General features: G+C 64.5%; 12 protein-coding genes and 1 pseudogene. 5 read left to right on the forward strand and 8 right to left on the reverse strand.

Annotated elements, in window-relative coordinates:
- The 3 genes and pseudogenes from X741_RS01000000167145 to X741_RS142380 all read right to left on the reverse strand — a co-directional run.
- A pseudogene (locus X741_RS01000000167145) lies at positions 1-335 on the reverse strand (excinuclease ABC subunit B); the annotation flags it as partial.
- A gap of 128 nt (positions 336-463) precedes the next feature.
- Positions 464-2,062: a DUF2778 domain-containing protein gene (locus X741_RS142385; protein WP_032928240.1), complete on the reverse strand. Its 1,599-nt coding sequence runs from the start codon at positions 2,060-2,062 to the stop codon at positions 464-466.
- A gap of 587 nt (positions 2,063-2,649) precedes the next feature.
- Positions 2,650-3,591: a LysR substrate-binding domain-containing protein gene (locus tag X741_RS142380; protein ID WP_023779848.1), complete on the reverse strand. Its 942-nt coding sequence runs from the start codon at positions 3,589-3,591 to the stop codon at positions 2,650-2,652.
- A 101-nt stretch (positions 3,592-3,692) separates the two neighbouring features.
- Here X741_RS142380 and X741_RS142375 point away from each other — a divergent pair, with 101 nt between their 5' ends.
- Positions 3,693-4,907, forward strand: a complete 1,215-nt coding sequence (locus X741_RS142375; protein WP_031250412.1) for a TauD/TfdA family dioxygenase — start codon at positions 3,693-3,695, stop codon at positions 4,905-4,907.
- 292 nt (positions 4,908-5,199) lie between these two features.
- On the opposite strand, the gene X741_RS142370 is transcribed toward X741_RS142375, so the two are convergent.
- Positions 5,200-6,471, reverse strand: a complete 1,272-nt coding sequence (locus X741_RS142370; RefSeq protein WP_023779850.1) for a hypothetical protein — start codon at positions 6,469-6,471, stop codon at positions 5,200-5,202.
- A 106-nt stretch (positions 6,472-6,577) separates the two neighbouring features.
- Here X741_RS142370 and X741_RS142365 point away from each other — a divergent pair, with 106 nt between their 5' ends.
- Entirely contained in the window at positions 6,578-7,645 is a 1,068-nt protein-coding gene (locus X741_RS142365; protein ID WP_023779851.1) for a CapA family protein, read from the forward strand.
- Between the two features lie 184 nt (positions 7,646-7,829).
- Complete coding sequence (locus tag X741_RS142360) at positions 7,830-8,798, forward strand: DUF3137 domain-containing protein (RefSeq protein WP_023779852.1); 969 nt, start codon at positions 7,830-7,832, stop codon at positions 8,796-8,798.
- Positions 8,799-8,811: 13 nt separating this feature from the next.
- On the opposite strand, the gene X741_RS142355 is transcribed toward X741_RS142360, so the two are convergent.
- Complete coding sequence (locus X741_RS142355; RefSeq protein WP_023779853.1) at positions 8,812-9,306, reverse strand: DUF2314 domain-containing protein; 495 nt, start codon at positions 9,304-9,306, stop codon at positions 8,812-8,814.
- Between the two features lie 434 nt (positions 9,307-9,740).
- Here X741_RS142355 and X741_RS142350 point away from each other — a divergent pair, with 434 nt between their 5' ends.
- The gene (locus tag X741_RS142350) at positions 9,741-9,983 is read left to right on the forward strand and encodes a DUF1344 domain-containing protein (RefSeq protein ID WP_023767559.1); all 243 of its coding nucleotides are present in this window, start codon (positions 9,741-9,743) and stop codon (positions 9,981-9,983) included.
- Between the two features lie 134 nt (positions 9,984-10,117).
- On the forward strand, positions 10,118-11,740 hold the full coding sequence (locus X741_RS142345; RefSeq protein WP_023779854.1) for an FAD-binding oxidoreductase: 1,623 nt from the start codon (positions 10,118-10,120) through the stop codon (positions 11,738-11,740).
- 52 nt (positions 11,741-11,792) lie between these two features.
- On the opposite strand, the gene X741_RS142340 is transcribed toward X741_RS142345, so the two are convergent.
- The 3 genes from X741_RS142340 to X741_RS142330 all read right to left on the reverse strand — a co-directional run bounded on the left by X741_RS142340 (position 11,793) and on the right by X741_RS142330 (position 14,108).
- The gene (locus X741_RS142340; RefSeq protein WP_023779855.1) at positions 11,793-12,314 is read right to left on the reverse strand and encodes a hypothetical protein; all 522 of its coding nucleotides are present in this window, start codon (positions 12,312-12,314) and stop codon (positions 11,793-11,795) included.
- 222 nt (positions 12,315-12,536) lie between these two features.
- On the reverse strand, positions 12,537-13,667 hold the full coding sequence (locus X741_RS142335; protein WP_023779856.1) for a hypothetical protein: 1,131 nt from the start codon (positions 13,665-13,667) through the stop codon (positions 12,537-12,539).
- Positions 13,668-13,673: 6 nt separating this feature from the next.
- Positions 13,674-14,108 (reverse strand): hypothetical protein, encoded by a 435-nt coding sequence (locus X741_RS142330; protein ID WP_023779857.1) that lies wholly within the window; start codon positions 14,106-14,108, stop codon positions 13,674-13,676.
- Between the last annotated feature and the right edge of the window lie 77 nt (positions 14,109-14,185).

Consider the following 14,185-nt stretch of genomic DNA (forward strand, 5'->3'; position numbering starts at 1 on the left):
GTGGCCGCGCCGCCCATCGAGGTGCCGCGCGCCGTGCGGCCCGGGGCGGCGGAGCGCTCGGGTATCTTCTTCGACGGTTTCGGCGATTTGCCGCCGTCGCCCTTGCCGGCCTGACGCCCTTCCTTCTCCGCCTCCTGCTCGATCTGCTCGGCCCAGTCGGCGATCGAACCGGTCAGCGGCGTGCCCGACAGCTCGGGTTGCGGCATCTCGGCGAAGCCGCCTTTGTGCAGCGGTTCGGAGGCGTCGAGGAAATCGGTCAGCGGGCTGCGCCGCTTGGGCGCGGCGCGGTCGTCATTCGCCGTCGGCGGCGTTTTCTTGTCGGGGGATCTGGCCATGTCCCGAATATGGGAGGTCTTGGCCAAAATGGAAAGAGTGGGATGGGGCGGGGCACGCCGCCAGACGCGGCTCCTGACAGAAGGCTGTCAGGAGGAGAAAGCCACGGCCCGTGCCTGTCCGATCCCGATCAGGCGCCGCTTCCGTTGGATGCTACCCGCGTCGCCGATCCGTTCAGGCGCGGCACGACGACCAGGCGCTTGATCTTGCCCTTCTTGTAGGCGGCGAGGAAGCGCGCATAGTCCTTGAAGGCAACGCAGCCGCTGGACTGTCCGTAGCGGCCGCGAAGCAGGTAGCTATGGGCCAGGAAGCCGTCGCGATTGTATTTGTTGCGGCCATCGACGGGGGTGAGGCGCAACGCCTCGACACCGTGGAAGCGCGACTCGCGCAGCGACAGATTGTAGGTGTTGGGCGGCGTCGGTCCACGGTTCTTCTGGTTGACATAGCGCGGCTGGTCCGTCATGGCGCCGACGCCCGAATGCGCTTCGAGTCTCTCGCCGTCCGGCATGTAAACCATGCCGGCGCTGATGTCATAGACGGCAACGCCGTGTCCGGCACCGCTTCCGGCGCTCGGCCCATTGAACAGGTTTCTGAACGCCTGGCCAAGGCCGCCCGAAGGCGTGTCCGGCTTGGCATAGGCCAGCACGTCGCCGCCTTGGCGGCCTTGCCTGGCCTGTTGGGCCGGCTTTGCCTGGGGAACCAGCTTCTGCTGCGCGATCTTGGGCTGTGGAGCCGGCTTGTCCTGCTCCACGGCCTTGTCCTGTTCCACCACCTTGGGCTGCTGCGGCGCGTCATATTGCGGCCGGCGGGTCGGCAGCGGCACGTCGTCGGTGAGCGCGTCCGGCAGCGACGCGGCGTCGCCGGGCTGCGCCTTTTGGGTCTCGACAGGCGCGACCGCGACATCGGCCGAGGCGCCGGTCATCGGCAGCGGCGAGGCGAATGCTTCGTCCTCGACCGGCATCGACTGGACGAGAGCGAGCGCCAGCTGCGCGTTGTCAGGCGTCTCCGGCTGGGCAAAACCCGTCGGCGCCGGCGCGGTCTGCACGACAACGGAGCCGGTGCCGGCTCGGGCGAAGCGTTCCGCCGCGGGCGGTGGAATGTCGTCCGACAGGCTGGCGACGACTTGGACGGACGGCACCAGCGATGCCTGGGTAATCTGGGTCCCGATGCTGGAAATCACCGGGCGTGCGTCGGCCGTGGCGACAGGCTTGCCGGCGCCGGCAAAGACAGCCGCGAGCTTGGTCGGCGACAGCGATGCCTCCATGCGTTCGAAGCGCTCCTGCGCCTTCGACTTCAAGACCGCCGGCTTTGCCGATGCCACGAGACGTGCGGATTTCTCCGCGTGGCTCACCCTGGCCAGCTTGAAACAGCTGGCGCCGCATTGCACGGCATGATCGTGCAGGGCTTGTGCGCCGCCATGGGCATTGGCCAGCACGAACGGCGCCGAGGATGTCAGGAAATGTTGTTTCGGCGGATCGGCCAGCGCCAGCGAGTCCGGCATGGACAGCGTCTGCGGCAGGCCGCCCGACGTCGCCGACAGCGAGGCGCCGACCGAACTGAGGCCGGCCATGGTGCCAATCAGCCAAAGGCCCACGGCAGCGCTGACGCCGGGCACGGCGACCCAGCGGACGATCCGTTCAGGGGTGAAGGATGAGGAACGTGGAGCGTCGCAGGCATTCTCGCCCTCCCAACGCGTGTCCCCGACAATGTTTCTACTCAAGAACGCCATGCCACCAATCTTGCTCCAATCGGCTCCCACGTCCGCGGCTGTGATAGCCGCGACGACCATTCTGTGAGTGATCCCAGGTGGTCCCCGACGCGTTTTCCGCGCCTGTCGTTAGTTGCCGATTGCTTCAAAATATGGACAAAGTTGGTTAACCAATCCCTCTCAAAACCAACAGAGAGACGTGGACTTTGTGCCGAAAAAGGCTTGTCCACGACCATGCACGCGGTATTGCAGCCCTTCCAATCCTGTTTTGCTGCCCGTTTTTGTCCGGCAAGTCAAGCAAAACAGCCCTTGCTAATTTGTGCGGGTGGCTGTTCGGCCGGTCATGCCACGATGGCGGGCGCTCGTTGCGTGGCGTCGGGAAGGCCTTGGGCACCGTCAAAAACTGTTGCCCGCCTGCCACAAATTCTTGGCCCGGACGACTGTCTCGCGACGGCCATCGACTCGTTTTGGGAGCCGGTGCAACGCCAGTTCCGACCCGCCGCGTCGGCTCGAAACTGGCGCCATCGCCTTCCTCGCCTCGGATGCCGCCCACGATACGTTCGTCACGCGGGCCTTCGTGGGCAATCCATTGCGGCACGGGGTCCGCGTTAAGGCAGCCTTACCGCGGGCAGGGCGCCATCGATACCGATGTCGGCGATCTCAGCCAGTTCGGCGGCAACGGTTGCGGCACGGCGCGCCTTCGGACCGTGCTGTGGCCAGACGAGACGGCGCTTGATGGTCAGCGCCGGCACGTCACGGGCGATCTCGATGAGATGGCCGGGATCGAGATGGCGTCGCAACACCAGTTCGCTCGCCAGCAGCGCGCCCATGCCGGCGATCGCCGCTTGTGCCGCGACGATCGTCAACCCGAAGCGCGGGCCCTGGTCGATGGCTTTCGGCTGGCGGCCGGCCGCCGCGAACCAGTCGCGCCAGGAGGGATAGACGTCGTCGCCCATCGTCGGGTCGATGTGCAGCAGCGGCATCCTGTCCAGCACCTCGGCCGCGTCCGGCCTGACATGGCCGCGTACCAAGGTGGGCGCGCAGGCCGGGATCACCCGCTCGGTGAACAGGTCGAGCGATGCGAGGTCCGGTGCGGCACCCCGGCGATAGCTGATGGCGAGGTCGACGCCTTCCTCCTGCATGGCATCATGCGCGACGGAGCCGACGATGCGGACATCCAGCCTGCCCAGCGCTGCCCGCACCTTGTTGAGCCTGGGTGCCAGCCAGAGCGAGGCAAAGGACGGATCGGCCGCGATGGTGAAGGTCTCGGCCCGCCGTTCGAAGCGCAGCCGCCGCATGCCGGAGGCGAGCGCGTCGAAGCCGCGATCGATGTCGGGCAATGCGGCCTCGGCGGCGCGGGTCAGGGCAATGCCGTTGCCCTCGCGGTGGACCAGCTTGATGCCGAGCCGCTCCTCCAATTGCCGGATCTGGTGACCTATGGCGCCGGGCGTCACGCCCAGTTCCTCGGCCGCGCGCGTCAGGCTGCCGGCCCTGGCGGCGGCCAGCAGCGCGCGCAGTCCGGAGAGCGGCAAGTCCCGCAACGTTGTCATGTTTTGAGTTTACCTCAAAAGCTTGAGAAGGAAACTCATTTGAAGAGCGGTTTTTCCTTGCCTAGGCTGGTCGAAGAAATTCAAAGCACAGGGGACACCAGATGCTCGACACGCCAAAGCATGCATGCCAGCCGGGATCTGCCGGCTCTCAAGCGATGCCGGTCCGGGCCATGCGAGCCGAGGGCGGGTGGATCGCCATCGAGCTGGCGGATGGCCGCGCGGCAAAACTCTCGACGCGCTGGCTGCGGCTTGCATGCGCATGTGAGCAATGCGGCGACACCGCCTCGGGCAAGAGGTGGCTGACGCCGGCCGATGTCGGCAAGGCTGTCCGTGCCGAGAGTTTCGATGTCTCGACGCCGGGGCAGGTCACCGCGATCTGGCAGGATGGGCATGTCTCGCGCTACGACGCGGCTTTGCTCGCCGGTCATGCCGGCGGTTCGGGCCCGGTCCGCTTCCAGCCGCAACTGTGGAACAGCGATCTCACTGCCCGGCTCGGCCGCTTCGCCTTCGACGCGGTGGTGGCGGACGACGAAGCGCTGTTCCAGTCGCTGCGGGCGCTGAGGGACCACGGTATCGCCATGCTGACCCGGGTTCCGGCCGAAACGGAAGCAACGGCGCGGGTCGCCGAGCGTTATGGGCCGATCCGCGAGACCAGCTACGGCAAGGTGTTCGATCTCATCTCGCGGCCGGATGCGCGGGTGGCGGGCGAGACGGCGCGGGCGCAGATCCCGCACACAGACGAGCCGTTCCGCTACGCGCCGCCCGGCTTCATTTTCTTCCACGCCATCCGCACCGGTGCGGGCGCCGGCGGTACGTCGCTGATGGTCGACGGCTTTCATGTCGCCGAACTGATGCGAAACAGGACGCCCGACCTGTTCGAGCTGCTGACCCGGCAGGGCGTCACCTTCCACCGCGAGCACGCCGGCGAGGTGTTCTTCAGCGCCGAGGCGCATGTCATCAGCCTCGATGCGACAGGCGCGGTCACCGGCATCCGCTACAATGACCGCTGCCTGGCGCCGCAATGGGCGTCGGAAGACCGCATCGACGACCTGATCGAGGCATTGGCCGAACTGACGCGGCTGATCTGCGATCCGCAGAACCAGTTCCAGCACCAGTTGCAGCCGGGCGAAGTGCTGGTCTTCGACAACCAGCGCGTCCTGCATGGCCGCAGCGCCTTCGATCCGACGCTGGCCGTGCGGCACCTCAGAAGCTGCAATATCGACCGCGACGGCGTGCACAGCGCGTTCCGGTCACTGGCCAGACGGTTCGCGCCGGAGGAGGCGGAACAGGTACTCTATCAGGGCGCGATTTTCTGAGCTTGGCGCATGCATTGTCTTATGCTGCGCTGGTCGACCCCCACTCCGTCTCGGCTTCGCCGAGCCACCTGCCGGGGCGAGCCACGGGTCTCGCCCGTCCTTCGGACCCCCCGATCGACGGGGTAGAGGAAGGCGCCAAGCTTTTTTGTCGTCAACGCTCGTCCAGCAACGCTCCCTTCCTTTCCCTCCGGAGGGGGGGAAAGGTGGCGCTGCGAAGCAGCGACGGATTGGGGGAACCACGTGGCAACCAAGCCTCGGGCCGGGGGCGAGGGATCCAAGTTCTGTTCGGCCCTCAATTAAACCACAGCGCGAACATCAAAAACCCGCCGCCGCCGAACTCGCGCTGGATCTGGTCGAAATCCTCGCTGGTCAGGATCTTGCCGCTTTCGAGGTAGGGCGCGATGCCGGGGCCGGTGATCGACAGCACGAGGTCGAAGGGCTTCGGCTCGTCAAAGAAGCGCTTCATGTTGATGCCCTTGCCGGTGATGCGGAAATGCGGCAGCAGCGCCCGGCCTTCGAGCAGATCCTCGGCCATGGTCAAGGTGGCGAGCCACGCCTGCACCTGCTCCTCGCCGACTTCGAGACCGGTCAGCGGGTTCTCGCCCTTCTGCTGCGGACCGGGCAGCCATTCGCGGTCATTGTCGGTCTCGACGCGGATCGCCTTCCAGTCCTCGCGCGACAGCCGGATCATTTCGAGCAACTCCTGGCGCGCCGCCTTGCGACGCTCCGGCTCGACAACTGGCCAGTTGATCATGTGCACCATCGAGATGAAATCGGCGATGCGCCATTCCGAGGAGAAGATGCTTGAGCCCATCTCGCTCGGCGGCGGCACGAGAATGTCCTGCAGCGGCAGCTTGGCGCGCGGGAACAGCATGTGGAAGGAGCCGTCGAAGGTGCCCTTAAAATCATGCGCCAGCCAGAAATCGGCCTGCGCCATCAGGAATTCGGCATAGCCCTGGAGCCAGTAACCGTCGGCGCGGTCGAAGCGGAAGGTCAGCGTGGGTGCGGCGTCGCCCTGCTGGATGCTGCCGTGCGACAGCGCGGCCATGATCGCGGCCATGCTTTCATCAGGCGCGATCATGCCGTCCTCGTTGAGGTCGATGCCGGCATGGGTAAGGTCGATGACCATGCCGATATCAGCCTCGGCGGGGACCGAGCCCAGTGTCGCGGCGGATTTTGCTAGGCGGTCGCGGAAGGCGACCAGTATGGCGCGGAATTGTTCGTAGGTCAGCGGCTCGGGATTGGGATTATCCGGCACCGGCAGCTGCATCAGCGGCAGCATGAAGGATTGCGGGCTCTCGAAGCCATGGCGGTGCAGGCCGCTGGCCAGAAGCTCCAACGCCGTGAAGAATTCGCCGGCGCCGGCGGCATAGGCCGATGCCGGGTCTTTCGGCGCGGCGGCCTCCAGCGTCGATAGCGCGCCGTCGCGCGCGGCGACGGTCTTGGCCTCGAACAGCGCGGTTGCCGCTTCGGGCATGGTGGCGCTGGCAGAAGACAAGCTGGCAAAGGATAAGGGAAGAACCATCATGAAGCCGGATGCCAGCAGGCTTGCTATTCGTGTCATTCTTTCCCTCCCACGCGGTGTTGCGGGCGACCATACACGAATGTCGGCCTCCGCGCTTCAACCTGTCCGGCGGACGGTCTACACAGGGCAAACGATTGGGCTTTGCGTGTCGAACTATCCGCTCTCCTACAAGCTGTCCTGGCTGCCGCGTTTCCTGAAGCCGTCGCTCGGCGGCGATGCCGGCGGGTTTGCGCCTGCGGCTGCAACGTTGGTGGACCCACCACCGAAGCGGACTGTGCGGCTGGCCTTCATCGGCGATATCTCGGCAGTGGCCAATCGCAGCGCGCCGGACTGCGATCCGGCGATCAAGGCGCTGCTAGGTGCTGCCGATCTGGTGATCGGCAATTGCGAAAGCCCTGTCGTGGACAGGCCCAGTGCCGTTCTGGGCACCAAGCTCGGCACGCATCATGCGATGAGCGAGCGATTTCTGGCCGAGGCGCTGTCTTCGGTCGGTATCGCCCGCGAAAAACTGGTGCTGTCGCTGGCCAACAATCATGTCCTCGATCAGGGCGTCTCCGGCTTCGACCATACGGTGGCGGCGCTGAAGCGGCTCGGTATCCGCACCATCGGCCTGGCGGCCAACGGCCCGGTGCAGTCCGTCAAAGCCGGATCGCTGACCGTCGGCTTTGCCGCCTTCACGCTGTGGCGCAATGCGGATGAAGATCTGTTCGCCGGCCGCGTCTCGATGGGCAGCGACCCGGCAGGCTGGCCGCGTGACGGTTTCGATCTCCTCTGCGCCGTGCCGCATTGGGACTGGGAGTTCCGGCATTTTCCACGCGCCGAAACGCGAGCGCTGGCCAAGCGCCTGGCCGGGCAAGGCGTCGGCCTGATCGCAGGCCATCACGCGCATGTCGTGCAGCCGGTGGAACGGATCGGGAAGACGGTCGTCGCTTATGGGCTTGGCGATTTCCTCGGCACCGCCCTTGTCCTCCAGCCATGGCCGGGGCGCATTGGCGGGATTTTCGTCGTCGATGTCAGTGCCGATGCCGGGACGCGTGGGATGGTCGTCTCGTATAGGCTGCATCCCTTTGTGAGGCTGCGGAGCAGGGACCAGGAGCGGCTGGTGCCGGTGGAGGGGTTGGAGGGGGCGATGAGGGAAAGGGTCGAACGGCGGCTGGGCGCGATCTTCCCTTCTCCCCTTGCGGGAGAAGGTGTCGCCGAAGGCGACGGATGAGGGGTGTTCCAGGGAACACCAGCGTCTCATTCCGCTGGAACACCCCTCATCCGTCTCGGCGCTGACGCGCCGATCCACCTTCTCCCACAAGGGGAGAAGGGAAGATCGCGCTTGCTGCCTCCGGCTGGCGACTTTCTCGCAAAACTGGCTATCATGAGCTCATCGAGGCTTGCGGGGGTTGGCGATGGAAACAGCGGATTTCATGCCTGGTGAGACGGCTACCGCCGCCATCCGGAAAGACGTCGAGAGCTATGAGGCGGCGCGGGCCTCGGTGGCGCGGCAGGTGCGCTGGCGTGTGCCGGTGTTTGTCGGCCTGGTCGTGGTCGCCGTCGTCGTGCTCACCTGGCTGTTCAACAAGGTCGCCGACCCAAACGAGCAATGGTTCTCGCCGCCGCATGTGTTCCTCTATGCCGTCGGATTCGCGGCTTCGAGCCTGCTCTACTTCCAGGCCATGAAGCCGGCCGCCCGGCTGCAGCAATCGTTCCGCCAGACGCTGCTGCCCATTATCTTCGGCTTCATCCGCGATGTGCGCTACCAGCACGGCGGCAGGCCAAACTCCTTCGACCGGCTGCCGCGCGAGGCGGTCGGGCCGTTCAACCGGCAAGCGTTCGACGATGTCATTTCCGGCCGCTACGACGAGTTTCCGTTCGAGCTCTACGAAGCGGAATTGCGGGAAGGGACGGGCAAGGGCTCATCGACGGCCTTCAAGGGCGTCATCGTTGCCTTCGAGGCCATCGAGCCGTTCCCTGGAATTCTGGTGGCGACGCGGCGCACCAACGCGGTCATCGGCTTTTTTCGCGGCATGTTCACAGCCAGGATGCAGGAACTGTCGTCGGGTGAGCCCTTGCTCGATGAGACCTATGAATTCCGCACCGACAATGTCGAGGCGGCGCGGCCGTTGGTGACCGGCCGGCTGGCGCAGGCGCTGAAATGGCTGGGCGAAACCTGGCCGGACGATCCGGCCCGCGTCGCGCTCAATGGCGGCGACGGTTTCCTGCTGTTGCCGCAGGCGAAGAACTTCTTCGAACTGCCGGATATTTCGGTTCCACTCGACTACAACAGGCACGTCGCGCCGATGATATCGGATATGGGCGCCATGTTGGCCACGGCAGCGCTGGTGCGCAAGATCGGGGCGAAGGACCCGGCGGATTAGCCGAGCTTGGCCGTCAGCAGTCGAAACCGTATCTGTCGCGCATGGTGTCCACCTCTTCCTTCGACATTTTCTTGAACATCACGCAGACGGTGAAGGCGCCGACCTGCCGCCCATCGCGGGTATAACCCCAATCGGAAATATCGCCCCGGGTGAATTCTATGTTCTGGCCGAGGACGACATTGTGCACGGCTTCCGGTTCGTTCGCCAATATGCCGACGAAGCCGGTTTCGGTGCGCCGGAACGGGATGACCCAGAAGTGCTCGGTGACGTTGCCGTCGCGCACCTTGACCTTTAGTTTGAACCTCTCCGTGTCGGACGGAGGAGCCTCGGACAACGCCAGGAATTCGTCCAGGCTGGCGAGCGCTTTCGCGGTCGCTGCTGCCATCTCGGGGTCGTCCTCGGTAAACATGATCGTCTTGTCGCCATCCGAGTCCGCGTCCTGCGCAGAGGCGGACCCAGGCCCAAGCGCCAGCAGCAGCGATATTATGGTCCGGAATACAAACTTCATGGAATCACGCCCCCCCTCTGGCTGCCGATATTCTCGTGCACCCATTTCGAATTTGCAACCATAGCGCGAGCCAAGGTAGAGGTTTCGTGCCGATCGGTGAAACAAAACTTGTACGGCTGGAAAGCCAGCGGGTGGTTTCGTGAAGCGGCCCAACGAGGATTGCGGCGGCAGCATGGTGTTCGGACATCGCTCGCCGCAATCGGCCAAGTGACTCTTTTCGTGGACGGAGCGCGCTTGCCGGGAAGCGCCCAAGCGGCAAGAGGTCACCTCAGCCGCAGGCAATGTGTCGGAATTAAGCCTATGAATTGCTTTGCGAAAATTCACCCAACGTGATTTGCGGCTGGCATGCTTTCCGCTCAGTTTCAGGCCGTTCGGTGCCGTCGTTCCCCAAGGCGACATCGGGCGAGAACTGAAACAGCATGGAGTGCTTACCGATGAAGAAGACCCTCGCAACCACCGCCGCCCTGCTCGCCTTCCTCGGCACGGCCTATGCCGCGACCGTTCAGGGCACCATCCAGTCGGTCGACGCGACGACCAAGTCGATCACGCTCGACGACGGCAAGATCTACCAGCTGTCGCCGGACGCGGCGGTCGGGAAGCTGAAGGTTGGCGCCAAGGTGGCGGTGACGGTCGACGACAAGACCGGCATGGTGACGTCGATCAAGAAGGCTTCGTAAAAGCCGCCGACGTTCAAGCACTTGCCTTCTCCCCGTCATTATCTCGGGGAGAAGGTGCCGGAACGCCGTTCCGGCACAGCCGCTATGGTTTTTGCCAAAAGGCCGCGCTATCCCTTGGCCAACGGGGGATATTCATGGCCGAGCTCCAAAAAAGGTTTCGCCTGTCGCGGCGGCTGCTGCTGGGTGCGGCGGTGGCCGGCGGCGCGGTGTTGTGGGGCGGAACCACCATGGCGCGGCTGGCGCGCGGGCCTTCCGGACCGAAGAATGCTGGCCGCATCGCAGATGTCGACGGCATTGCCCTGCCGCTGAAGCCGCTTGAGAACGCGCCGGCCTTCGATCCTGCGCTGCCCTGGTCGGCCGAAGGCGGCGACATCAATGATGCCAGCGGCCTGTCGAGGACGCCGGTCTATGGCGTGGTCGAGGTCGGCGAGGAGGACCATATCGCCAGGGCGTTGGCCTTCGCTCGCGACAACGCGCTGAAAGTCTCGCTGGCCGCCATCCGTCATTCGATGGGCGGCCACGCCTTCGACGACAACGCGCTGGTGCTTGACCTCAGAAAGTTCAACAAGGTGACCGTCGACTCGGCGGCCCGGACCATGACGGTGCAGCCGGGCGCGCGCTGGCACGACATCCAAAACATGCTGCATCCGCGCTTCGCGGTGAAGTCGATGCAGTCGACCGACATCTTCTCCGTCGGCGGCTCGCTGTCCGTCAACGCGCATGGCATGGACCATCAGGCGGGTTCGGTTGCCGGTTCGATCCGCTCGATGCGGGTGATGCTGGCCGACGGGTCGGTGATCACCTGCTCTCCGAGCGAGAACACCGGGCTGTTCCGTCATGTCGTCGGCGGCTACGGCCTGTTCGGCGTGGTGCTGGAAGCGACGCTCGATATCGTCGACAATGCCGTCTACCGCACCTCACGGGAAATCATCAAATCCGACGACTTTCCGAAATTCTTTGCCGAGGTGCTGGAGCCGAACAGGGGGATCGGCCTGTTTTACGGCCATCTGTCGACGGCGCCGGGCAATTTCCTCGAGGACATGATCGTCTATCGCTACGACAAGGTGGCCGAGCAGCCGCCGGCCGGCCAGCCCGAGATCGGCGAGCCGGAGGGTGTCGGGCTGAAGCGGGTGATCATGAACCTGGCCAAGCAGGGCAGCCTGTTCCAGGAGCTGAAATGGTTCACCGAAAAGACGCTGGAGCCGAAATTCGAGAGCTGCACGGTGGCGCGCACGGCTGCGATGGCGCAGGGCGAGGCCTGCCTCGTCACCCGCAACAACCCGATGCACGATTCGGTGCCCTATCTCTTCAACGATTTGGTGGATGAGACCGACATCCTGCACGAATATTTTATTCCACGCGCGGCGTATAATCCATTTATCGCCGAGGCCCGCGAGATCCTGCGCAACCAGGACCTGCCTGTGCTCAACGCGTCGGTGCGCATCGTCCACAAGGAGGATTTGGCGCTGACCTATGCACCGGAGCCGGCCTATTCGCTGGTGCTCTACATCAACCAGCCGACCGATGCCGACGGCAACGCTAAAATGCGGGCGCTGACGCGGGCGCTGATCGACGTGACGATCCGGCATGGCGGGCGTTTCTTCCTGCCCTACCAGCTGCACTACACGGCAAGCGAATTGCTGGCCTCCTATCCCGAACTGCCGGCCTTCCTGGCGGCAAAGCGGCGCTATGACCCGACGGAGCTGTTTTCCTCGACCTTCTACCGCGCCATCAAGGCGCTGAGCGGGGTGGCGTAGGCCAGGTAGAACTTCTTGTGAGGAAGGCGCCGTAGACCGCGACGTTTGGAGCCTACAGCCCCGTCGGCATCAGGCCGGTCAGCCAGTTCACCGAGCGTTTGGCCGCGTCCGCGGTCGCGGATGCGGCGCGGCCGAGATCGGTCTTGACCACGGCGTAGCCGTTCTTGGTGCGGTAGAGCACGCCGGTGCCACCATCGACCACCTGCTCATAGGCGACAGGCCGGGCGGCTGCTGCTTCCAGGGCCGTCGTCGGCGAGCCGACCGGAACGCTCGGCCGATGGCTGAGCTCCGGCGGCAGCGGGTTTTGGGTTTTGACGATCCTGCTGGCGGGCTTCAGTTCCGGACGGGATGCAATGGCCGCCAGTTGCGAGGAGGACGACGATCCCTTCGTGCGGCAGATGCCGGAGACGAGCGGATAGTTGAAATTGCTCTCGTGCAGGATCTGGCTCTTCATCGCGGATTCGCACTCCGCGATGGTCGACCACTTGGCCGGCGTCTCACCGATGTATTCGCACAGCTTGGCGTCGCAATCGCAGCCGACGATGGTCATGGCGACAAGGGCGGTCTTGATCACGGTCTTGTCCCTTCGAGATGCCCGGCAACCGATTCAGGTGCCATGTCACGGTCCCAAACCGGTTTCCGCTTTGGGCGACATGGAAGCGTTCCGTCGCGCGCGAACAAGGCGGGATTTGGCCGCGATTGTGGATTGAGCGTGGCGTGGTGTCCGAAAGATCAACCGGGTGTCGATTCTGCAACAGAGACGCGGTTCCCTGTCGCCCCGGCCGCCGTCCCCCTGTCAGTAATCGTAGACGTGTTCGAGTTTCGCGCCGGCCTTGATCAGCGACGGCAGCACAAGGTGCAGCTTGCGCACGGCGACGACCATGCCGGTGCGGCGCATCGAGGGATCGGCCGGCAGCGGGTAGCTGAACAGGATGCGCATGCCTTCGGGAACGGCGATCGCATCCGTCGACAGCATGGTGACCATGATCTCGTCATTGCCGCCGATCTCGACGAAGGAGACGCCTTTGTCGATCAGGCGCGGGATCATGTCGGTGAACACCTGATAGCGCTTGGTGACGAAGACGGTGCCGTCAATGCCGTAGTCGCGTTCCAGCAAGGTGTCTGGCTCATTGCGTGTCGCTTCGCCGACCGGCCCCTTGGCCCAGACGTGGATGTCGAGCAAGGCCGGGTCGGAGGTCGCGGCAAGCGCCTTGGTGATCAGGTCGGCATAGCCCTGCTTGATGGTGTCGGCGAGACCGAAAGCGAGCTTGCGTTCGCTGGTGCGGATAGAACTGTCGCCCGGTGCCGGCTGCACGGCAAACAGGCCGGCGCGCTTCTGCGCATAGGGAAACTGGTACCACGGCACCTGGTCGAGGAAAGCGGCGTACTCGGCCGCCACCTTGGCCTGGTAGATGTCGGCGGCGGTGCGCTTGGCCGTCGTCGCCTCGGTGATGCGGCCGACCGTGTTTTCATAGGCCCATTGCAAAATGTGCTCGATCGAGTGGCTGGTGCCGATGATGACCAGCATCTGGTGGTTGGCATAGTTGAACTTGTAGGCAGAACCGGCGCGGATCACCATGGCGTAGTCCTGCCAGAAGCGGCCGACATAAGACCAGTAGGGGAAGCCGCTCGGCTGGTCCTTGGCAACGAAGCCGGCATATTCGCGCGCGGCATAGACGATCGCCCATTCCGGGTAGGTGAGGAAGGTCGATTCCTCCGGCCGCTGGTAGCCGGGGATCTCAGTGCGGACCTTGTCGGCCAGCGCCTTGGGCGGTGCACCATCGGCAATGCCGGGCAATGGCGTCTTGTCGAGCGACGGCGTCGTCAGGAAGCCATAGGCCAGCCCGACGATCGGGATCAGGATGACGATGACGATCAGCCAAAGGATCGTCTTGATGATGCGCTTCAGCCAGCGGAACAGAAACATGGCCGGTCAGGCCGTGGCGAAGTGGTCGTAAATGCGCTTCGACAGCCAGAAGCCGACATAGACGGCGAAGCCGCCTATGACGAGGTGCGGCAGGTTTGCGAAGAAGCGGGCGGGAAATTCGATGTCGTTGAGGGAGCGGAAACCGTTGATGAAGATGCCGGCATCAAGGCAGCCGGAGCCGGTGATCAGCCCGAGCACGCCGTCGAACAGATAGACCGAGCCGAACAGCTTGAAATAGAACACCGCCTGGCGGTGCGAGATGAAGGCGGCGGCCAGCGCCCAGACGCCGGAGAAGGCGTGCAGCAGGTCGTCGTACCATTGCAGCGAGAACAGCCCGAACAGATTGCCGTTGGCGTCGTTGAAGGCCGGTATGTAGCCGATGGCGACGACGCCGAAGAACAGGAAAGCATAGGCATAGGCAAGCTTTTGGACGAGCGTCATGAAGTATCCCCCTTCAAGAGACTGCTTGGAAAGTCACTCCGGCGGCCATCTGATGGCGCCAGAGCAACTTTCGAAAC

The organism is Mesorhizobium sp. LNHC221B00, assembly GCF_000502935.1.
In the GTDB taxonomy this organism is placed as follows: domain Bacteria; phylum Pseudomonadota; class Alphaproteobacteria; order Rhizobiales; family Rhizobiaceae; genus Mesorhizobium; species Mesorhizobium opportunistum.